15 protein-coding genes are annotated in these 22469 nt (G+C 41.4%); 3 read left to right on the top strand and 12 right to left on the bottom strand.

The features are described from left to right. Positions 1 to 76 precede the first annotated feature (76 nt). Positions 77 to 835: a bleomycin resistance protein gene (locus ACE3MQ_RS13325; RefSeq protein ID WP_379393333.1), complete on the bottom strand. Its 759-nt coding sequence runs from the start codon at positions 833 to 835 to the stop codon at positions 77 to 79. A 254-nt stretch (positions 836 to 1089) separates the two neighbouring features. Between ACE3MQ_RS13325 and ACE3MQ_RS13320 the strand changes: the two genes are divergently transcribed. After that, positions 1090 to 1797 carry a MerR family transcriptional regulator gene (locus tag ACE3MQ_RS13320; protein ID WP_379393331.1) on the top strand — a complete coding sequence of 236 codons (708 nt, stop codon included), beginning with the start codon at positions 1090 to 1092 and terminating at the stop codon, positions 1795 to 1797. 131 nt (positions 1798 to 1928) lie between these two features. On the opposite strand, the gene ACE3MQ_RS13315 is transcribed toward ACE3MQ_RS13320, so the two are convergent. Further along, positions 1929 to 3425: a DHA2 family efflux MFS transporter permease subunit gene (locus tag ACE3MQ_RS13315; RefSeq protein ID WP_379393329.1), complete on the bottom strand. Its 1497-nt coding sequence runs from the start codon at positions 3423 to 3425 to the stop codon at positions 1929 to 1931. Between the two features lie 161 nt (positions 3426 to 3586). Between ACE3MQ_RS13315 and ACE3MQ_RS13310 the strand changes: the two genes are divergently transcribed. After that, the gene (locus ACE3MQ_RS13310; RefSeq protein WP_379393327.1) at positions 3587 to 4462 is read left to right on the top strand and encodes a TetR/AcrR family transcriptional regulator; all 876 of its coding nucleotides are present in this window, start codon (positions 3587 to 3589) and stop codon (positions 4460 to 4462) included. 89 nt (positions 4463 to 4551) lie between these two features. Here ACE3MQ_RS13310 and ACE3MQ_RS13305 read toward each other — a convergent pair whose 3' ends face one another. The 7 genes from ACE3MQ_RS13305 to ACE3MQ_RS13275 form a co-directional block, all read right to left on the bottom strand. Continuing rightward, the gene (locus ACE3MQ_RS13305; protein ID WP_379393325.1) at positions 4552 to 8724 is read right to left on the bottom strand and encodes an NACHT domain-containing protein; all 4173 of its coding nucleotides are present in this window, start codon (positions 8722 to 8724) and stop codon (positions 4552 to 4554) included. Between the two features lie 99 nt (positions 8725 to 8823). After that, the gene (locus ACE3MQ_RS13300; RefSeq protein ID WP_379393323.1) at positions 8824 to 9672 is read right to left on the bottom strand and encodes a DUF6544 family protein; all 849 of its coding nucleotides are present in this window, start codon (positions 9670 to 9672) and stop codon (positions 8824 to 8826) included. 7 nt (positions 9673 to 9679) lie between these two features. After that, positions 9680 to 10135, bottom strand: coding sequence for a MarR family winged helix-turn-helix transcriptional regulator (locus ACE3MQ_RS13295; protein WP_379394054.1), 456 nt, complete (start codon positions 10133 to 10135; stop codon positions 9680 to 9682). Between the two features lie 221 nt (positions 10136 to 10356). After that, complete coding sequence (locus ACE3MQ_RS13290; protein ID WP_110929922.1) at positions 10357 to 10731, bottom strand: PH domain-containing protein; 375 nt, start codon at positions 10729 to 10731, stop codon at positions 10357 to 10359. Between the two features lie 102 nt (positions 10732 to 10833). After that, the gene (locus ACE3MQ_RS13285; protein WP_379393321.1) at positions 10834 to 11046 is read right to left on the bottom strand and encodes a DUF6366 family protein; all 213 of its coding nucleotides are present in this window, start codon (positions 11044 to 11046) and stop codon (positions 10834 to 10836) included. Positions 11047 to 11185: 139 nt separating this feature from the next. Next, positions 11186 to 11380 (bottom strand): hypothetical protein, encoded by a 195-nt coding sequence (locus ACE3MQ_RS13280; RefSeq protein ID WP_379393319.1) that lies wholly within the window; start codon positions 11378 to 11380, stop codon positions 11186 to 11188. Positions 11381 to 11841: 461 nt separating this feature from the next. Continuing rightward, entirely contained in the window at positions 11842 to 12144 is a 303-nt protein-coding gene (locus ACE3MQ_RS13275) for a DUF6809 family protein (RefSeq protein WP_379393317.1), read from the bottom strand. 209 nt (positions 12145 to 12353) lie between these two features. On the opposite strand from ACE3MQ_RS13275, the gene ACE3MQ_RS13270 reads away from it, so the two are divergent. Then, on the top strand, positions 12354 to 13571 hold the full coding sequence (locus ACE3MQ_RS13270; RefSeq protein ID WP_379393315.1) for a DGQHR domain-containing protein: 1218 nt from the start codon (positions 12354 to 12356) through the stop codon (positions 13569 to 13571). Positions 13572 to 13664: 93 nt separating this feature from the next. Here the strand turns inward: ACE3MQ_RS13270 and ACE3MQ_RS13265 are convergent, their stop codons facing one another. The 3 genes from ACE3MQ_RS13265 to ACE3MQ_RS13255 are packed head-to-tail and all read right to left on the bottom strand — an operon-like array spanning position 13665 to position 22364. Further along, complete coding sequence (locus tag ACE3MQ_RS13265) at positions 13665 to 18989, bottom strand: FtsK/SpoIIIE domain-containing protein (protein WP_379393313.1); 5325 nt, start codon at positions 18987 to 18989, stop codon at positions 13665 to 13667. Then, on the bottom strand, positions 18986 to 20530 hold the full coding sequence (locus ACE3MQ_RS13260; protein ID WP_379393311.1) for a hypothetical protein: 1545 nt from the start codon (positions 20528 to 20530) through the stop codon (positions 18986 to 18988). Before ACE3MQ_RS13260 ends, ACE3MQ_RS13265 begins: the two co-directional genes overlap by 4 nt. Beyond that, a complete protein-coding gene (locus ACE3MQ_RS13255; RefSeq protein WP_379393309.1) occupies positions 20523 to 22364 on the bottom strand; it encodes a hypothetical protein in 1842 nt (613 codons plus the stop codon). The genes ACE3MQ_RS13260 and ACE3MQ_RS13255 overlap by 8 nt, the downstream gene beginning before the upstream one ends. Between the last annotated feature and the right edge of the window lie 105 nt (positions 22365 to 22469).

The following is a 22469-nucleotide window of genomic DNA, read 5'->3' as shown; positions in this document are numbered from 1 at the left end:
GAACAAAAGCCGTCCACATTACTTTAATGTTTTAAATGAAGCTAGCTTTCCCCAGTCAGGGATGATGTCGCTTATGCTATTGACCTGCCATCAGCACTGCTTTCAGCTCCTCCAAGCGCTTGGCCGCCTCCTGCACCAGATGGTGTTCCTCCGCAGATAGGCTGATATGGGATAGGCTAATTTGATTGATTTTTTCGATAAATGACAGCGCGGCTTCATTCTCATCCAGTAAATGCGCGATATCCGCCCGCAATATTACGGCTCTGTACCTAAGGGGAAGCGGCGCCTCTTCCATTCCTGGCAGCACCAAATCCAGAACCTTGGCAGCATGCGCAGGATCATCCTTGGCATAGGCCAATCTGTACGCCGTTTCAAATGCATTTTTAAATTTTGAAGCATGCACTGTGACATAAGGCTGCTGCTCAGCATTGGATTGGGGCACAGCATGCTTTGCGCCAATTAACAAGCGATTTCCCGATGGATCAACGAGATTGAATCTGCGATCCTCGGCAAGATTATTCGGTTTCGTTATTTTCGGATAACCTCTAGTCGGTATCCTATTCGTGTTTCTTTTTAACGATTCGCAAAAAGTCTCGTATACGGTATCCACATCATCCACATTGACATAACACATGCTGTAGTTTTTCGCAGGATCCAATTCTTTAAGCACAAAAAAATGCAATTCTGCTATCGGATGACGTACGCAAGCATATTGGTTCGGCCTTGCCTGCTTATACGTCATTTCAAAGCCTAACGATTGGTAAAAATCAAGCTGTTCATTCATGGATCTGCAGGGCAGAATCGGGATGACCTTTCCAAACATTTGCTCAGCCAATTCAAATAACCTCCTAGGAAATTTTATTTCAGTTCAAGCTGTTCGCTATTGCTCCTCCATAATTGTTCAACCTGACTCGATATTACAACATTCGTGCAAATGTGAAGGTTTTGGTTTATGATGCTTGGTATGATAAGCAATAAATATCATAATCCGTCACATTACTTTAATGCGTTAACTTAATCCTTATCCGAGTGGTATCATTATGCTATAAGCAGTGGCGAGAATGAATACGCATATGGGGAGTTGGCAGTATGAAACTTAGACCCATTGAAATCGCGAGAAAATTAGATGTCGGCACGAGTGCTATGCGTCATTACGAAGCCTGGGGGATTGTTCCGCCTCCTCAGCGGGATCCAAATGGCTATCGCGTTTATACGGAAGAACATGAGGCTTATTTTCAATGCATTCGGGCGATGTATCCGGGATTTGGCATGGCCTTGGTGCGGAAAATTATGCCGATGCTTCAACTGAAGAAGTTTTCGGAAGCCTTGTGGGAGATCAATCGCGTGCAAGCTGAGCTGTATCAGAAGAAACAGCAAGCTTTGCAGGCATTGGAAATCCTGAAGCCGGATCAAATGGAAAGCTTCCTTGCCAGCCGGAAGAAGCAATGGTATACCATTGGGGAAGTCGCGGAGGAAATAGGTGTGCCTGCTACCACATTACGGCACTGGGAGAAGGAAGGCTTGATTACTCCCGATCGTGATCCCGAGAGTGGTTATCGGCAATATCATCGCGACGATATTCGCCGATTATTAATCATTAGAACCGTACAGTCCTCCGTTTACTTGCTGGAGGCGGTGCGCGAAATCATGGAAAAAATAAACCAACAAAGCCTGTCAGAGGTTAGAAAAATTACGATGGATTCATTGGCCCATATGGATGTGCAAATCGAACAACAGCTTCGCGGGGCACATTATCTCTATAAGCTCATTGAGCTGCTGAAACGGAACAATGCCTAGCAGCGTCCTGGGAACAGTCTATATGGGTTTAAAAAGTCGAAGCCCCAATCTTAGGATTGGGGCTTCGACTTTTAGAGGTACAACCAATGTTATTTCAGTATTCCATTTACTTCGCGCTTCGCTTATTTCACTTATTTCGCTCCAGACACAGGTTCGCCTTCAATCTTAGCCAGAGCAGCCTTACTTACGTCTACACGCTTCACGAATAGGGTAAGAATCATAGCAACTAAGGTAGTAGCAGCTGCAATCAAGAAGGAGAATTGAATGCCGTCAAGCAGAGCAGCTTGGCCGATTTGAGCTTGAACCTGCTCTGTAATCGCCGATGGGTCGATAGCAGCTAATTGATCAGCAGCACTTGCCTTTGTCTTGGAGTTCATGATCGATACAAAGATCGCCGTACCAATCGCGCCGGCCACTTGCTGAATCGTATTGTTAGCAGCCGTACCATGTGGATTCAGACGGGTAGGCAGCTGATTCAAGCCATTCGTCATAATCGGCATCATGACCATGGAAATCCCAAACATACGAACGGAGTACAAAGTGATAATATAGCTGTAAGTCGTTTCAAGATCGAATCTGGACATCAAGAATGTAGTTACAACGGTAATGGCTAAGCCAATAAAACCAAGAATACGAGGCCCGAATTTGTCGAACAGCTTACCTGTGATCGGCGACATGATCCCCATGACGATGGCACCTGGCAGCATCATTAAACCGGATTCTAGCGGCGTAATCCCGCGAACATTTTGCACATAAGCAGGCGTTAAAATCATACCTGAGAATAGGGCCGCAGCATTTACAGCCGAAATAATCGAAGCCATCGAATACATCGGATATTTATAAATGCCAAGATTCAATAATGGAACGTCGAGACGCAATTGACGAATAATAAATAGCGCAAGTGCGACTGCACCAGCAATCAAGCAGGTTACGACTACAGGGTCGCCCCAGCCAGCACTGCTGGCATCGCTGAAGCCGTATAGCAGTCCACCGAAACCGATTGTGCTTAATACCACAGATAAGTAGTCCAGCTTGGTCGGCTTGGTTGGCATAACACTGCGGAATTTCCAAATCGCCAGGAGTAAGGCAATAACGGCGAATGGAAGAATCATTTCAAACAATATGCGCCAGTCGTAATATTGAACGATATAACCGGAAAGCGTAGGGCCGATGGCAGGAGCGACGATCATCACCAGACCGAATATCCCCATAGCTGCGCCGCGCTTTTCACGTGGGAAGCTGATTAGCATAATGTTCATCAACAAGGGAGACATCACGGAGGAGCCTGCCGCTTGGATCATACGGCCAGCGATTAACCAACCAAAGTTGGGAGAATAAGCTGCGATTACGGTACCTAGAGTAAAAATGGATAATGCCGTAATAAACAAACTGCGATTTGTAAACCGAGTAAGTAAAAAGGCAGAAACGGGAATCAGAATCCCGCTTACAAGCATATAACCGGTAGATAACCATTGTACGGCCGAATAATCAATCTTAAAATCATGCATGATGGTCGGTAAAGCTACGTTTAATAATGAATTATTAAGAAATGCAACAAAGGTTGCGAAAAATAACAAGCCTAGCATTAAGTAGGGCGGCTTTTCTAATTGTTTAAGCGTATTGCTCATGCTGATGCTTCTCCTATCTCTATTTTAAATTTTAAAGTTACTTGATGATTTTATATCATCGGTCTAATAAAATCAAGTTTTTATACCGAGGGTACAATATGCATTGTATTTTCCAATCATCACAGATATACTTGTTGGTATCAGATTGTACGGAGGAGCTCATGAATCGACGGAAAACTCAAGTGGTCAACCATGCCTTTGCCTTATTTATTGAGAAAGGAATCGTGCCCACCTCTATACAGGATATTATTGAGCGGGCAGGCATTTCTAAAGGAACGTTCTACAATTACTTTGCCTCAAAGAATGAATGCGTTAGTGCCGTGCTGGAGCAGCTCCGGTATGAAGCGCATATGAATAGAAGCGAGCTGCAGGTCGGCAAGGATCCCAGCGATCCCGACGTCTTAATCGAACAAATCTCGATGATTGCGAAGAGCAGTCAAAAATACGGCTTGTCCGCCTTGTTCGAAGAAATTCTGCATTCTCGCGATAAAGAAATGAAGCAATACGTGATGCAGCACCGCCTCTTCGAAATCGAATGGCTTGCAGGCCGCCTTGTCGACGTGTACGGCGAGAAATTACGCCGATATGCCTTTGAAGCGGCCGTGATTTTCATGGGAATTCAGCAGCATCTGCTGTTTACGGCCAAATCGATCAACCAGTCCAATATCGAGCCCAAAAACGTCGCCCGTACGGTATTGCTGCACTACATGAGCTATATTATCGATTGTTTGGTCGAGAAGAACACATCCGTGATTGACGATGAGAAGCTGCATGTAGCGAAAAGCTCAGTGACGCAGGAGGAGGTCAAGCAGGAGGATATTCTTCAGGCCTTGGACGATTCCTCGTGCCAGCTTAGATTCACGAAGGCGCAGGCGGATCTGACGGCAGCACTGCGCTATGAAATCGAACAGCAGCCCCTGCGCGAATCGGTGGTCAATGCCCTGCTGAAGCCGTATGTCGAGGCCTTTAAGGGCTTGGAGGGCTATGACCAGGCTAAAGATATTATGACCATGATCTGGAGATATATGAAGCATTAGACCCTGACGTTTGATCCGTATATAGCAAAGCCCCCGCTCTCATAATGAGACAGGGGGCTTGTGTTTATTTTAAATGTCTACCATCATATCTAAGCCATACGGAATTGAAGTCCGTCAAAAATAACCATTTTCATTTGCTCATCCTGCATTACAGGCCAAGCGATCACTTTATCCGAACGTGTTAAATACCTAACCAGCTTATCCTTCCTTATCAAAAGGATGTCGTCATAATTGCGATCATATAATTGGAGGCTGGCTAATTCCTCATGTTCATCGATTAGTTCAAACACACGACTGCCAATCGAAAGCTTCAATTCCGCCAGCATCCACGGGGATAAAATACTAAATTCAATATAGTTCTCCATCGCCCCGTCGTTGATATCCCATATATAGGTGTCAATTATCTTATTGTCACTGAATTCATCATCAAGCCTATCCTGATTCATTTCTTTAAGTAAGCTCTGATAAGCCTCTGACCAATAAATTTCCCCCACATATAAATCCTCAAAGGAATCTTCTTTCAGATTACCGGGATCTTGGATATAACGCTGAAATGCTTCTAATTCGCTGTGACCCAGCAGAAAGGGGTCTGTTCTGCAAATTTTATCGTTCGACTGATATTTGATACGATTCACTGCAATCCAATCGATCTGATTCAAGTTTTTCTCAGCATATGAACTGAATTCGTTTAACAGATCCTCGCTTCTTATGGTTTCTGCATTATATTCATGAATCCTCGTGTCAAAAGGACTGAAGTAGTCAATGCTAGGGTCTATCTTTCTAAAAGAGCTAAACTGCCAAACTCCCTCGAAGGGTTCAATTCGATCCTCAGAAAATCGCTGACAAATATAATGTTTACTATCCAGATAGATGCTTAGAATTTTATTGAGGGCTATCCATTCATACTTCTGTCCTAAGCTGCCATTCTGATTATGATCTACATAAGAGTCAAATCCGCCAAATTTAATAAAATTATAGCCCATTTCAAAAATTTCTTTGATGACCATTTTAACGAAATTTTCTCTGTATTCGGGTAAGATCTGATCGACGATTTCCGCTAATTCAAAATTGATATTCTCTCTGCGTTGAATAAGAACATTCGTATAACAAGCTTCCAGGTTAGCTATTATATTTTTTCGATAGTAAAGGAACATGTCCATATCCAGATCCAGATCCTCACGACTGCGATAAGCATAATGCGGATCCAAGCTTTCTATATCGCTTTTTGACGGCTCTTTTCTCAGCTCATCCATTTCCTCCTGCTTGACTTCATAGTAGCCGTAGCGGTTCGTAAACGGCGGCTTCAGGTCATTGGTCTGGATATTCCGGCAAAGCTCCTTAGACAGGGCAAACTCCAGGATTCCAGTCATATAATTGCGAATCATGGCATGAGGTATAACCTTTTTCCCGGCAAAAAACTCTTCATAGATATATGAGGCCAAGCTCTCCACTTGATCCATGCAGCGCGTGTTCATCACGCATCCATAGGCAGCACAATATAGCGCTTCTAATATATAGGCATCTCGGACTGTCCTAAACTTCTTGAGGATGCCCGTCAACATATCGATCCGGTTCGTAAAAAGCTTGATCAACGCTTTAATGGATACATCTCTGACACGAGGGCAGGTGCTAGCCGTAAACCAGGCCATATTCATCCCTAATAAGCGTATCGACTCGTCATCTAGCTGAGAACGGCCCGTATGCCCCCTCCAGGCCCACTTCATGATCCTCTTGAAGCTGTCGTTCTGATCAAATTGCTCACTCACGTAAACCGTCCAGAACGCGTTGAATTCATCTAGTTTCAGGTCAATTAATTGATCAAATAAAAAATCTGCATTATAAAAGTGATTTTTGACAACCGTAAATTTAAGCACAACATCCCAGAAATCGTACATTTCATCCGGTCTAGAATAGCTCATTAATAAAAATTCATTTAATATGTACGAATGCGATATCCCGTTGATTCTTTCCGGCCTTCGCCAAGTGAGGCTATTATAATAGGCCGCTTTAAAATCAATACTCTTGTACTTCAGAATATGCTGCGGCCAACGGTACATTTCAAATTCTTCTGTATAATCAGGGAATACCGCATCCGGAATTTGCACGGCTAATGACTCAAATATCCCTTGATTCGAGAGCAGATTGGACAGCAAATGAGCATAGGGATTGCGATCCGAGAAGAAATGATCCAGATCCCTTTTATTGGTATATGTATGTACCCTATTGGCTTCAACGATCTTCTTGGCGGTAATGAACTCTTCAAACAATTCAAACGCGATATAGACGATTTCTTGTTCTTCTCCCTGATGGGTTATCTCGTTAACGGTGATGACCTTCTCATGAATTAACTCGTCAAAGAAATTTACACCTAATCCATAGTACGCCATAGCCTGGTTTACATCCCTAGAAGCAGTTTCATAGAAGAAATGAAATTCGCTGCCTTTATGCCTAAGCTTCGAATCGATGAAGCAGCCCAAAGCCTCGACCACCAAATTCCCGTGTTTCGGATAGTTCTCGATCCTTGATTTTAGGTTTTGATTGATTTTTTTGAAATAATGATGAAAGATCCCCTCAAGGCTCTCGGCGCCGGATGCATTCGTACGGTCATAGGCCATGCAGTACACTTTCAAGAATAGAGGATTTTTGAATTCATATTTTAAATAGTCGTTTAAATTTAGAGGCACCTTATAGTAGTTAAAAAACTCATGAATGGCTTGATCGGGATCATCGAATCCTTTAAATTCAACTTTGATCACGCTATTATTTTCATAAAATCCTTCAGGTATGATTTCATTTTCGTAGGTATCGCGGATACTCATGACTAAGGCCATGCTGCTATATTTTCTAATCCGCTCGACGAAGCCGCCGATCGAATTCAGCCAATGACGTTTGCCTCTTCCCTCATTAAGGGCATCGATAAAAATGACCACCCGCTCGCCCTGCTCTACTCCGTAATCATTGAACGCCTGAAATACAGCTTCCATTTCTTCATCGCTGGCAATGTCCAGCTGCTTTCTGATCTGCGACAGGATGGTATCCTCCGAATGGAATAACTGGCCTAACAGAAAAATGCTTACTTTTTTAGCCCTTAATCTCTTCGATACTTGATCGGCTATAAAATGCGACTTACCGACGCCGGCCCCACCGGATATCATGACAAAAGGGTTCAAAGCGATTTGGAATAAGCCGCTATCTACATATTCAGAGTAGAAATCATAAACCTCTCTTCTTAAAGACCCACTGCCAGTCATGTACGGGTTGCTGTCGAGGTGGCTTTTCAACCCCGTAATGACTTGAGCCAATTGCGGCAGGCACCCGTTCAGGGCGTTAGGCGATGTGAAATCTTTCTTGATTTCCTTGATTTTATTCAAGCCTTCGGCTATTTCCTGATCCATATTTCTAGAAGAACTGCTGCTCGCTAAAATGCTGCTGCACTCCTCTAGAATGTCAGCCCTGAATTTCTCGTTCTGCTCGATCACATCGATCATTTTCGAGGCCTTGACCTCCACATTTAAATCCTCAGAATATCTTTCCCCGATATTCTTCATATTTTCTCTAGCCCGGTCTGCGAACCACTCCGGCGTGTACTTCTGTTGTAATATAGGGTCTCCTAGTCGGCCGTACATCCATTCCTGGAATTGCTCCTGTTTGGCCGCCATCCTATCCTGCTTATCCGCTATCCACCTAAAGCCTTCGTGACTCGACGTCTTCAGTTCCTCTAGTTGACTCAGCAGCGCCAGGAATTCCGGGCTCCAATGCGTTATTTTATAGTGTTCTAACCGGCCGAGTATCAATTCGAAGAACGGATAGATGCGATCCTGATCCCTTGGATACGTCTCCATATACACTTCGGTGTTAAGTCTGCCTTTATCCAGATGACCGGGCTGAACACCCTCAAGGATCCAACGGAATATCACATCACGGTTGGTAGGATCCGAAATTAAATCACGGAACAAGTCATCGGGCAGCTCAACAGCGTATTTAGCATCAATCACCGCTGCCTTAAACATCTCTACAGTCTTGGCGTGGTAGTTATCTTTAACCCACTTTTCCTTCAGATCGCGGACATATTTCGACTGCATTATTTTTTCTTTCATCAGATCCGCAGCCAGCTTGCCCAGACCACTGACTACTTTCTCGATAACGACATTCTCCATAAATGATGGCTTCCCCCGTTTATTGTTAGAGCAGCTGCGTTCATGATCGCTGCCTGACTTCCTTCCGCAGCCAAAGCTCTGGTCTATGGGGATTATTTTCGACAAAATGCAGGAAAATCCTTCCTAGTGGGTTATGCTAGCTGCTGGCGTCGATTAATCCGTGCCCGACCCAATTAATGTAGAGGATCATCGATCTGAGGGGCATCAATAGGGATGATACTCTATCGTAAAGCTGCTTCCGTCAAAATAAATTAGATCGCCTTGCTCATAATTCCAGACGGCTTGCAAGTGAGTCGGTTGCTTGATTCCCCCAATGGTCTTGTAATCGTCAAATAAAGCCGACCATGCCACCTGCTGAACGGTTCCGTCGGCAGATATGACCGACCTGTCTTCCGTCGTAAAGGTCAGCAGCTGCCCTCTGTCGCTGAAAGTAAATATCCCGCTGGCCGATATGCCTTTATAGGTAATCGTCGCTTTGGCATGAGTAGCATCCACGGCTTCCCAGGTGATGTAGTCCTGTAAGGCCGCATTAGGCATGACCAAGGATTCGGAGAGGAAGGTGACCAGACAAGCTCGATTCATCGCCTCTCCTGTCTGATGAAATAAAGGGATGATTTTGCCGAGGACTCCTTTCATGCCGCCATGGCCATCAACATATGAGTCAAACCCTTCGAACGGGATGCCGTACATCGACGTATCAATATAAGCAAGCCTTACAGGCTCGTGAACGAAGTTGTACTGCGTGTAATCGATTCGGATCGCCGGCTTATCCGGCGACATGATGAAATCGACATCTTTGAACGCGGCTTTCATGTAGGACATTTTCGGAGTGCCGATATATCCGCTGTATTCGAAATATTTTCGGACAGGCTCCGGTAATTCCTGAATATCGTCCGACGTAAAAATATCATCCGAAGCTGAACTAACTGGGGAGGCAGCCATCTGCTCCGTAACGGTCTTCGCGAATTGGGCTCTAGTGACAGAATAAGGTAAGGTAAAAAAGGCAAGGATTCCTGCTGCTATGACCGCAAGAATCACCAGGATCATCCACATGCGTCTCTTACCCCCTTTCCTTCTCATCCCGCGTATTCTCCATTCTATTCACGTTGTCAGCCAGCTTCATCATTCCTTCGTACAGCCCATCCGTCAGTTTGTGATCAAAAGCGTCGAATAAGCTGGACATGAACTTTTCCTCTTTACCGCTTCTGTTCTGGAAATAAGCGATACATTTAGGGGTGAGGTGAATTCTGACGATTCTCGCATCCTGCTCGTCTTTCGTTAGCGCTACGAAGCCCTGTTTCTCTAGCAGGGCCGCCATTTTCTTCACATTTTGCCGGGAGTGACCGGTCACCTTGGCTACTTCGCTTATCGTTGGAGCCGGCTGTTCAAGCTTCGAGATCACGGCGATGAACAACCACTGCTTCAGCGTCATATTCTCATCCAGCTTGTCGCCCAGCGCCTGCAGCCGGTTCGCCAGAGTAAGAATGCCGCCAAAAACATAGGCCTGCTTCTCCATATCGATCAATATAAATCCCTCCGCATCAAAAAAGGCAACTAGTTACATATATAATATGCAACCAGTCACCTTTTGTCAAAGCCTGTACATGTAAATTTGCAATGAATATTATTGTGAACATAAGAATACCGCCCAACGGCTGCATTTGCTGCCAATGGACGGTTTTTTTGCGGTATAAAGCTAATTATGTACTTAAGATAAGGAACAAGACTTGCTCGGGTTTACTTTGTTAAAAGCGCATGAGCGATGAGCATATCGAATCTGCGGATATCGACGCCCTTCTGCAGCTTCACCTTAATGTGACCCGCACGCGTCCACAATTCCACCTCCGCGTTCATATCCAGAAACCCTCCTGCATTCTCTGTAGACCACATATCAATTGAAGAATAAGGCAGCGAGTAAATCTCGACCTTCTTGCCCGAAAACCCCTGCGCATCCCTGACAATTAACCGTTTGTTGGTAAAAATGGCGCTGTCCCGAAACGTTTTATAGGCAGCTACTGCTTCTTCCCCAGGAACGAGCAAGCTGCTTACATCTGGAGGAATCGGGCACTCGGATACCAATGTCCACTCGAGTATATGACGTGTCTCAGCCATAATTCTAACCTCCTAATGATATCGCTTTCTATCCACTAAGAGTAACACAAGACCTAAGCAACCGGAACGCCTTGCGAGATGTATAATTTGCCCCTGCCATTTTTAAGACCATAGTTTATATATGACATACCCTACGATCAATAATAAAATTAATACTCCGGTTCCCTTCCAGCCCAAACCGCTCGTTAAATCAGCTAAATTTCCATATTCAGCCCGGTTTACTCCATCACCAAAAGCACCAGAAGGGTTATTCTTTAATTCTGCTTGCCTTAAACGTTCTCTTACCTCCCCAGGCGTTTCCTTTCGAGAAACCATTTGATCACCTCCGGATCTTTACTCTCCTCGCACTTGTTGTCTTCCATTATAGATAATAATTCTATAAATACCCTGAAATCCCTCGTTCATGATCGTATAAGAACAAATAACCGGTGCTTCTTACATACAGCAGGGTGTTTTATATAAAAGCCTCGGTCGCGTTGTACTTTTTCATCTCATTCGCAATCAGGACACGCTGATAATCGCTCTCCTCGGCTTGATATAGCCGGAATTCCCGGTTCTGCACCAACTTGAACGGCAGATTGTACACGTACCGCGTGAACGTGTCCATCGACATCATGAACTGCTCCGTAATGTGGGCGTTCCAGTCCATTCCTTCTCTTTAACCACCTCCGCCGAATACGGATAGTAATACAGCATGATGATCATAACCGGAAACAGCAGCACCAGCAAATAGGAAATAGCTTGGTCAGTTATTTCCCATAGCCGCGCTCACCTTCCTTTCGAAGTTCCCTGTTAGTTAAGAAATTATAAGAAGCAATTGAAATTTACAACCATTTCTTTGGAATAGCGCCGTTCGACGGCGGTGGAAGCGGTGGATATAGGCAACAATGAAGCTGGACAGCGATCATAGCTGCGACTCGACCGCTATAAGGCCCATCACCTGCAGACCTCGTTAGTAGTAATGTGGCTTAATTCAGCCTTGCTGCTGTGTGACTATATTATAAATGCAGACGTGGAAGGGAGTTAGAGAACATGGAAGGAATTTTTGGGGGGACTTAAGGGTAAAGAGTATTTTGATTAGGGGGATCTTTAGCTGGGTTGGGCGGTAGCTTATTCATCATCATGTTTGGCGTTATTACCCACCCCATGATCGAGGTGGATTTCAATGATCATAACTGCTCCCAGCTTGAAGCCGTAGGTGAACGCCGCCGTCATCTCCATACTCTGGATTTGCTGCTGCAAGTCCAACAGCGCCTCAAGTTCGGCAAACTCATCGCTGGTCAGCTTCTTCTTCCATGCTTCTATTTTTTCAGACAGTTCCCTTCCCTTCTTGCGATACATGGGATCTTTGGGGACCAATTGTTCTTCGGGAATGAGATGACCGTAGTATAGGGATTCGAGTAGGGATTGCATGGGGAGGCCTCCTTTTTTCTTATAGGATAGCAGAAGGAGGGGGGATATGTGGTACGGGTATGCGTAATGGTGGAATAGAGTCGGGGGGTTAAAAATATTGTGCTTATTAATATTTGAAAAGCCGTTACAGCTCCCCTTCAAGAAGCGATCGAATTATTGGGAAAACTCAACTTTTTCAAGTCTTTTGTTAAAAAGATTACAGATTATGGATGACCAAAAAGAAACTACCCGCTATTCGTGGAAAAATTGGAATATGGAATTATTACGTTTCCATAATGAGTTTTCAGGATGTAGCTCGATACGTAAAAGAAATAAATGATGTGCTGCATAAATCCACCACTCTGAGTAAAATGATTCAGCGAAGCATAACTGATAATTATAAAAAAATAAAAAGTTATATTCTGAATCAGGATGAACGTTTTTTCAATTCACTTGTACTAGCAGTTTATGATGGTCACCCCCAGTGGGTTGAAGTAGAGATTAGCTACGACGATGGTGAAGAGAAAATCTTTCCGGTCGATGGACAACATCGTGCTGAGGGTATAAAACGTGCAATAGAGGAAGATGAAAGCTTATTAACACAAACTGTGCCGGTTATTTTTATTGGACACAGTACAGATGATGAAGGAATGCAAAGAACACGGAGATTATTTAGCACACTAAATCGTTACGCCAAACCAGTTAGTATGAGGGACATTATCGCCTTAGATGAAGATGACGTAGTAGCAATTGTAACGAGAGAACTTTTGGTTGACCATCCTCTTTTCGAAAATGATCGTGTGTTAGATTCCAAAGGCAAACCAATTCCAGATGCAAATAAGTATGCTCTTACTTCAGTAATTACATTATATGATTACAATAAGGAACTATTAAAAAGTTATAAAGCAATTAATAATAATAAGACAGCTCTTGCAGATTACCTACGATTGCCAACAGACGAAGAAATTGAATTGTTTAAGAAGTACACTTTTAAATATTGCGATCAGTTTATGTCGAATATAGATGTTATACAAAAATTTGTAGCGATAGAAAGTAATTCACCTGCCGAGCCTTTTAGAAATAGGGATACTGGGGGACACCTTTTATTCAGACCTATTGGGCTTCTCCCCTTTGTCACCGCGACCTTAGAAATATGTCGTAGGGAGAATAGTTCTACTCTTAACACAACATTCAACAAGTTTAACACCGTGAATTTATTACTAAATCAACAACCGTGGATTAGATTTTTATGGAATGATCATGAAAAGAAAGTAATATCCGGTGACAACCAATTAGTAAAGTTGCTATTAATGTACATGTATAAACCTGATATTTTAAAGGAAAACGAAAAAATAAGCCTTACAACTAAATACATAGGTAAAATTGGCAATGCTGAAGAGGCCCAGAAAAGCCTTAATCAGTTAAACCAATCGAATTCAAATGAATAACAAACATAAAAAGTAGCGGAACTATTCCGCTACTTTTTTTCGTACCAGCAATTACAGTACATTTACCAATGACAACAATCAAAATAATTCATACTAAAGTGTTTCCGCAATAACAGCTATCTGCTCCGTAGAAAGAAAAGGAACCTGCCCAAATATCAACCCTGCTTCCCCCTGAAGTCTTGCAGCCAAATGCCCCTTGCCAAGTAGCTTTTCTGCCCCCTTTTCCCCAAGAGAAATCTCAGAAGTACCAACACTTTCGACCCGCAATATTAATCGGTTCCCTAAGTTATCTCTTAACTGAACCGGCAACACGTTTACATCTGGTCGTTGAGCTGCGAAAATCAAATGAATTCCCGCTGCCCGTGCTTTTACCCCCAAGCGTTGAACTATCGAGGAAACAGCACTTTTGTATTCATCGACTAGCATCCATTCAGCAAACTCATCGTGGATTAGAAAGATAAGAGGAAGTTTCTCGCTATCGTTTACCTTGGCATTATAATCTTTCAAGTTATTCACTTTAATTTCTTTAAATTTCTGATACCTATCATTCATCTCAACGACAAGATCCTCTAGTATCTGGGTAGCTTTACTTTGATCATCAATGATACCCTCAATAAGATGTGGCAGATCAGCTAGATGCATATAATCAACACCATATTTAGGATCAATTAAATAAATATATGCTAGCTCCTTATTGTTCGTCACACATATGTCCAGTATTAAGTTTTGTAGCAATACTGATTTACCACTTCCTGTGGCACCAGCAATGAGTGTATGTGGTGCATGTTGGGCTCCACCTTCAAACTCACCACCTAGGTTTAAGTAAAGAAGCTCACCATCAATTTCTTTAACACCAATGACGAAACTCATATTTAAATTCGATGCATTGTTCTGTACCTTCCTTACTTTCCACACATCAGCTAATGAAATACTTTGTCTATGTGGGCGAGCCAAAGAAACAATAATTTCGCCTGGTTGCGCCATAATGTTTATTACATCAAGGGCATGTGTTGTAAGAAGTATAGATCTTCTTTTCTCGATATCATCAACCTTTAATTGATCAGAACCTTTTAATCTTATAACAATAGCGTTAGGCGTTAAACGATGGCCAATAACCTTTGCTTGCAGATTGTAACTTATAAGTGCCAACCTCAGTTTATTCACCGTTTCATTAACCCACTCTTGACCTTCGTTAGTTTCTTTCGTGATTTGGGCATTTTGCTCAATCCAATTAGCTAATTGAGGACTGGCCCATGATATATTACTTTCTACAACCGATTTTTTTTCATTTGCTAAATCATCGGGATTACTTCTTTCTACTTGATCAGCATCATTATTAACCTCATCTATATCCGCCGCGGCATCATCAGAAACGTTTTCCTTATCCACATCTTCTGAGTCATTAGGGAAAATGCCTTGATTAGAAGTATCACCATTGTTACTCGCAACGACATAGTTGATTCTCCGAGCGGGTAATTTAGCTTCGGATACTTCCCACGGCTTGCTGTCATCTAATTTCTCACGAATCGAGACGATAGATTCTCCTTTGTGATATGCCAATACTAATTCACGTAAGAGATCCCTAGTAAACACTTCCTGGTAGCATTTTTTAGCATTCGAGATAGGAAGTCTTTCACTATCTAGTGAAATATCAGGTAACGTGGACAAAAATACATGGGAGTACCCTTTAATCTCAATGGGAATTTCTCCATTGCGAATGCCCTCTCTTAACTCCTCAACGGTATATGGGGCACCCGGAGGTAATTCGATACCATCATTTAACATGTCACTTATTCTAGATAACCATAAATCTCGATCAAGCCTTCCTGGATCACCAAAAAGTGCATTATCCATTCTCGATACAGTATCACGTAACTGCTTTGAGGAATTTTTTTTCGCTTCGGAAACGCCTTTTGCATCAACATACTTCGCTTCAGTAATGAATACTTGCAGCTGTGGTTTATCATCAACCATTTTAGGTCCTATAGCTAATATATCTGCAATCTGTTCTTCCTTTTGTCCGAGCCATGTTGCATAATCGTCCAAGAAAAACCACCCTGCAGTTTGTTCTTTCTCCATCTCAGATTGGAGAATCGCTTTACTTAATACAACACCAATTAACTCACCAGCAAATATACCACGCTTTGCAGCACGGAGTACAATATCACCTGAGATTGCATTGGCCTCCTCGATAAAACGATCAGTGAGTTGTACCAACTCAATGTCGGTTAAACCCAGGTTCAAAGCACTCAGTCTTCTTTTTACTAGTACATTAAGTAAATTAAATTGCGTTTTTGAGGAGACAACAATATTAGAACCATGTGATTTGTTGTGTTGATACTTTATAACTTTAACGCCTAAATTCTTTAGTTGTCTACGCTCTAATAGTTCGTCATAGTTGACAACCCATTCACCCAACTCATGTGCCTCGTCAAAAATAGCTTTAACGTTTTCGTTTTGAAAGGATATCTGTCTCGCTGGTAAGAAGTATCTTCCTGAGGTTATATCCATACCTTTTACTACAGAATAAACTGTAGAAAGATACGTCCACCCTACAGACGGTTGGCTTGGACATGCTAGGTATACGGTTGATTTGAGCTCATCCTTTGCCGTAGAGCGTCTCTTCGTCCATCGAGGAGGGTAATGATTAAGAAGCCCTGGAATCTGCCTAACATGTACTTCATCCCATTCAAGATTTGCTTGTCTCGAAATTACGTCTTGCAGGAACACAATATCAGCCGGTTTTCCTTCTTTGGGATCTAATGAAGTCGCTTCATGTGCCATGACACCAACACGCAAACGTGCCATAAAGTCACGAGTTACTTCACTTGCCACAAAGGAATCCGCATCACTATCCGCATTCTCAATCATTTTCATATACAATTCATTTAACTTATTCATGTCACGATGTCTCAAAATAACCTGACAACGAACCTCATCCTCTGCCTCATGCATCGTAGCGAGTGAACTAACGATTGCCTCGGGGAGCCTCGTAGAGTCACAATTGTACAAGACCAAACTTAAATTAGTCCTTTCATGAGGTTGAAGATCCAAATAACGTTCAACAAGGCTCAGTAGCTTATTACTTGCTTCTTTTGGGTCTTCATTAGTCTGTGTATCAACATCTTCGCGTACTGGGTATTCCATTAAGGTGTAATCATTTTTTGCATCTGTAATCGAAAGAAGTTTAGGTTCTTGGCCCTTATAGCCTACCGCTACTTCAGGATAGTAAGGACTTAAAATTACCTCTTTAAGGTCTGTAAAGAATAATCGTTGATCGCCAAAGTCTATTTGATCTGTAGTTAATGCATAATTAATTAACCCAATGACTTGTCGGGCTTTCACGGACTTTTCTGCCATACGCATCGGGTGCCATGGGGCTACTATGGTCATCGGTTTATTTTTATCCCCATCCACTTTAACATTTCCAATACTCATAACAGGATGCATGATTTTAATCCGATTCATATCTCCTAATGCATGCCCTTGAAGAAAGCGTAAGAATTTATCATACAGCTCACTTTGATCAATCATCGAATCTGAACTGACACCGTCTCTTAGCCAATCATCAATAGATTGCTTATATTTTTCTGCGAATTCTCCCCACGCTTCCTTAAGAGTATCGTAATCCTTTTGTGAGATCCTATTCTCTTCAAATGATTCCTCCAAATTCTTCAATATAAGCTTTTCTAAATCTATTGTTTTTGCGTAAACTCCGACTAGCGATCCTCTATCCTGGCCGAATACTGCTTGTATTGTACCTATATCACTTAAAGAAAGTCCTTGAAGTTTTCCCTTTTTGCTAACTGGATTTTGCGATACAGTTGAATAAGAGAATGGGTGCTCCGCTAATCGCCTCAAGTCATAATAAAGTTCTAGCCCAATCTCCAATGGATTCCCCTGCCAGATAAGCTTTACTTCATTTTTTTGCTTTGATCCTTGCAAGTCAAAATAGGTTAGTTCAATATAAAAAGAAATTTGAATGGCAGATTTAGCCGTGGAAGTGTTTTTTTTATACTTATCTTTCGGTTTTGCCTCTAAAACTAATTGATCATACTTAAATAAATAATACGTATCCCAGTTTACTTGCCAATTAGTTAACTTTTCTAGCCCTCTATATGCATTGCAGAAAAATAAACCAACATCTTCGTTTAAATCCAACCAGGACTTTTTACTTGTGGTCTTTTGGGTACGAATTTTCAGTGTCTTTTCCCCATTAAAATTCTCACATTGTGTAAAAAGACGCTCAGTTGCCTCTAGTAAACCAACTAAAAAATCAGTACACTCAATCGGCTTTCCGTAAACAAATCGATCCCACTCTGCTTTTAAGGCCTTATCCATCTCTAAGTTTTGCCGATACTTATCGTAAAACTCTTTATCTTCCTCAGAGGCTTCCTTTGCTTTTCGTTTATTAAACAGTTCATTAAGATTGTTTAAATAAGTGATTTCATCATCTGTAAGAGTATCAGGGAACTCATCTTCAAAAAGTTGGCGAGTCTTTTCAGCCAAGTTTATTTTCATTGGCTTTAACTCAAAAAATAATAAATTCACTTTATCCGATTCCCACTCTAATTCTGCAAGATTTTCTGCAGCAGTAGACCAATTAATATCAGACTCAATGAATAACTCCATAATTGGTTGAATGGACGGATCAATTTGGCTTTTTACTTTATCGTAAGATGCCTGAATATCACTGTTTTCAATAATTTGTCGGTTCGGATGTTGCTTATATAAATAACAGGCTCTTTTGGTATACGCATTCGCAAACATCTTCTTCCAACGACTAGCGTGACCTAATGCTTTTTCAGGAATAGTATCAAAATAAAAGGAGTCACGAGGAATTCGAAGAGCCGGCAATGCCCAGCCAAGTGCTCGTACTACAGGGACACTGTCTTCGTCAATTGTTGCACGAACCTTTACAACAAATTCACTAAATTCCTCAAGACTGCATTCATTCGCTTCCTGCAAACCCTTTAACGCTTGTTGCCAATACTTTTTTTGGTCATCACTTAAAGGTAGATCTTTGCTTGCTACCTGAACCCAGATATCAGGCCGCCCCTTTAAGTCGCCCGCGCCAACTTTTGTAATATCTCTTAAAGATGGTCCTTGATCATCATTTGTATTGGCTAGTAATATAGCGGGTTTATCACAGGGAGCGTTTCTCCAGTATGTGGTCTTTTCATCCGTAACCATGTCCTCTGGTAAACCGCTGCCCTCGACCAATTTTCTAGGAACTTTAATAGCTAATGTCGATGACAGTAACGTATCCTGATTAATTGTTTTGCATATATGCGACACCTGATCTCCTGTGAGTCGATCTAGTAAAAAGCGTGCGATCCCCTCATCGGATTGGCTATTCTGTAACTGACGACGTAGATATTCTGTTGCTACTTGTCCGATTAATTCTAGTTGATTCATAAAATAGTTTCCTCCTGAATTCCGAAGGGATTTTCAACATATGCACAAGCATCAGATAGTCTGCGTAATAGTCCCATACTAGCTAGTCTTTGCTCAAGCCGTCTTGAATTGTCAGAAAAGGCTTCCAAGTCAGCTCTACCAGCCTCAGTCAGTTCGACAGCCTGCTTATCGCCAATAATGAAACCATACTTTTCATACAACTTATCTAAGAAATCTTGAAACTCCATTCTTTTCGGCACAACACATAATACTAAAGATTTTAATAACATATCTTGAGGAGCGTATCTAAGCCTCCTTGATCCTCTCCTGGAAGAAAACCCAATTTCCTTCCCCCAAACACTATGAAACTTATCGACGTGCTGTTTGTGTCTATTAATAGCAGCGGATACAAATTTATCTATCAAGTCTTCAGGTGAATTTGCAGATTCTATTTCACTTTCTTTATTGTCTTTAGGCCATACATATTCATTTTTCAGTAAAGAAATTGCTTCACTAATATCCGTTATTTGTTCCCATTCTTCTGTATAAACAACCTGTCTAATATAGGCTTCTATTGCTTTCCGCGACAAATTATTATGCTCTGTAAATGAATCAGATGAAAGCTCCCTAATAATTGTTTTCTTAGGTGATACGATTTCTAATATAAATGTTATTTTTTTGTCTTCCTGTAATACAGCCTTTGCCCGATTTAAACTATATAAGATCATGTGTAATCCAGTTATATTAACAAGATGAGGTATTGCATCATAGTTCGGAATATCACTCTCTAATAAACTCAACCAATCATCTGCAAGCGCTTGATATTCCGGTAAATTTAAATACGGTAAATACCCCCCTGGTTTCACAGTAGAAGAGTTTATTGTTTCACTAGGCTCTAGCGCAGCAACGAGACGATTAAATTTATTTGTTGGATTTAAAACACTGTTTTGTAAGCTTTTAAGTATCCTAGAGCCTTTTCCACTTCTCGCCAACATTAAGTATAAAAGCTCACCCGTTCTACCAAAAAATCTTCTGTCATTTGTGGGGGTCTTATTTTCTTTAACATTTAGATCTTCGTACAGGCAATTCGGTCCATATGGAAAAATAAATTGTGAGCTCCAACGTTTATTGTTATCTCCTTCAATAGTTGTCTCTCTTAAAAATTGTACTACTAAGGCAAAATCTTCGAATTTGGGAAATCGCTTTTCTAGATATGTAAAATCGGCATTTATAATTCCAGCCTGTCCCTTCCCCATCGCCTTATACCACTGTGACCAAGCTTCTTTATCATTATGTTTATACCTGCTAGCTATCAATGTTAATTGAGGATTATTAAATAGGATATTTCGCAAATATAATCTTGATTGAGGTAAATAAGCCAATTTATTAGGCTCCGCTTCAAAAAATGCTCTTCCTGAGTCAGTTTCAGCCTGAAGTACATTTAAAAACTCCATAAAACATAGCCATGGAGTCTGCTCATCGTATAAGCGATGCCCCCAAATAGCCTCATCTACCCACATATCTGAATCAACTTGAGTTGGACGTGGAAGTCTGTTATTCATTGTAGTTTACCTCTACGATTTTATCGTCTATCAAACCTTCTTGATTAAGCCGAATAATTCTAAATGATAGGTCACTTGTATCATCCATTTCTTCTTCGTCTAATTCGCGACGTGATTCCAATTGTTTCAAAAGTTTGCTTTTGAATCCAAGTATATCTTCGTAACATTCCCTTGAAAAACTCCCCGGCAGCGCACCTTCTGCCACTCTTAATAGAAATTCATATCGAACTAATTTCAATGGTAACTCGACAGTGGCGATAGAAGATGAAAGTCTTACTTCAATTACAAGTTTCCCAGTATCGTTCATTTTGATTTGCATACTTTCGCCGCGTTTTTTTGGAACAGAAATACTTTCTTCGAAAATTCTGCTGACTTTAGCCTGCGAGTGACTCCCAGAAGTAGCTAAAATCAGTTCGTCGTTGTTCTTTGCTAATAATCCTGTAAAAATCCGATTTAACCCCTGAGATATTCTTGAAGTAATCTGTGTCGGCACTTTACCATTCTTGGCTGCCGCTCTGTATACATCAGTTAAAAATTCACCAGCATATTGAAAAGTCGTAAGATGCCAAAGTTTAAGTTCTTCTTCCTTATCTCTTGGGATTACAAAAAACATCCTCTGTCTCTGAGATCGGAGCGAAGTTAAAAAGAGCTCACCACTATCCGTTACACCTTCTAAATAATCTTTTTGATGTGCTCGAAATGTTAAATCAGCGCCATAGTATGTATCTTCCAGTACGAATTCTTGATAGTACGAATAGAGACCGGGATCATCTTCTCCAAAAATTAGAATATTATCAATGGTATTACTTGTCTCATAGCCAATCCCAAATCTGCCTAGGGTAGCGAATACATCTGTTGAATCACGACGTCTTTCCGTAAGGTTTTCACCTAAAATATTTCTATAAATACTTGCAAATGATGTTTTATTATCATCAACTATTTTCAGTGCATCAGAACATGACATCAACCGATCTTTTGCCTCTGGATGACCTAAAAGCATATTTGATATTAAAAGAAGTAACTGCCTTATTGGAAGATGAACACCATTTAGTTCACATAACTCCAAAAGATCGGTTACCCTTGAACGAATTAGTTTATCGTCTGTGTCACCCTCCAGTCTTTTTCGATTTTCCCATATAGGACACTTTTTGTCTGTTTGATCGTTCCCCTTTAAGGAACAGTCGTGGCAATCATTCCAACCCGGATGCTGTAGTACAACGTCTACGATTTGTGGAAAAAGTCTCGCGGCGCTTATTTGACTTAAATTGTATAGTTTTAAATTAAAACCTCTCATCTCTTGTTCCTCGGAAACAAGCAGATCCTCTACACATTGTTTCACACGCTCAATTTGGAAATCAGAATCAATATTTTTCCACGCTTCAATTAACTGCCCGTCATTAGCAGCAATTAAAAAAACATTGCAATCATCAGGATTAAGAACAGAATTAACAAAAAGTTTTAATATTCCCCTTTCCTCATCTTTCAATTCACTGAGATCCTTTACAACATATAATTTTCTTGAATTGGATAGTACATGCTCCTTGACCTTCTCCTCATTTTGCCACACCTGTATCGAACCACCTAACTCCAACCATACTTCCCTACAATTGTATGTTTTTCCATCCCCAGCTGTACCCGTAAGAATTACTGATTTAGGTGTATTTGATTTAAAGTTCTCGATAAGTTCGGATAAATAAACAGACTCAATAATTATTGGCTCCATTTTTTTCCTCTTAATAATTCTATGGATTGCTTCATCATACATATTATCATTTCGGGGAATGGGTCCATATTGTCGAAGAAAACTAATCCATTCAGATTTAATAATAGTCATTTTGAACTACCGCCTTAATGTATTGATTAATTGGTACTATTCGACGTTTTCCTACTTATTCCTTTATATAAAAATTATTAAGCTTATCGATTAGAAGATAGTTTC

It is taken from the genome of Paenibacillus lentus, assembly GCF_042714055.1.
Taxonomy (GTDB): Bacteria; Bacillota; Bacilli; order Paenibacillales; family Paenibacillaceae; genus Fontibacillus; species Fontibacillus lentus_A.
Note: the sequence above shows the minus strand (reverse complement) of the source record. Positions and strands in the feature narration are given on the sequence as shown.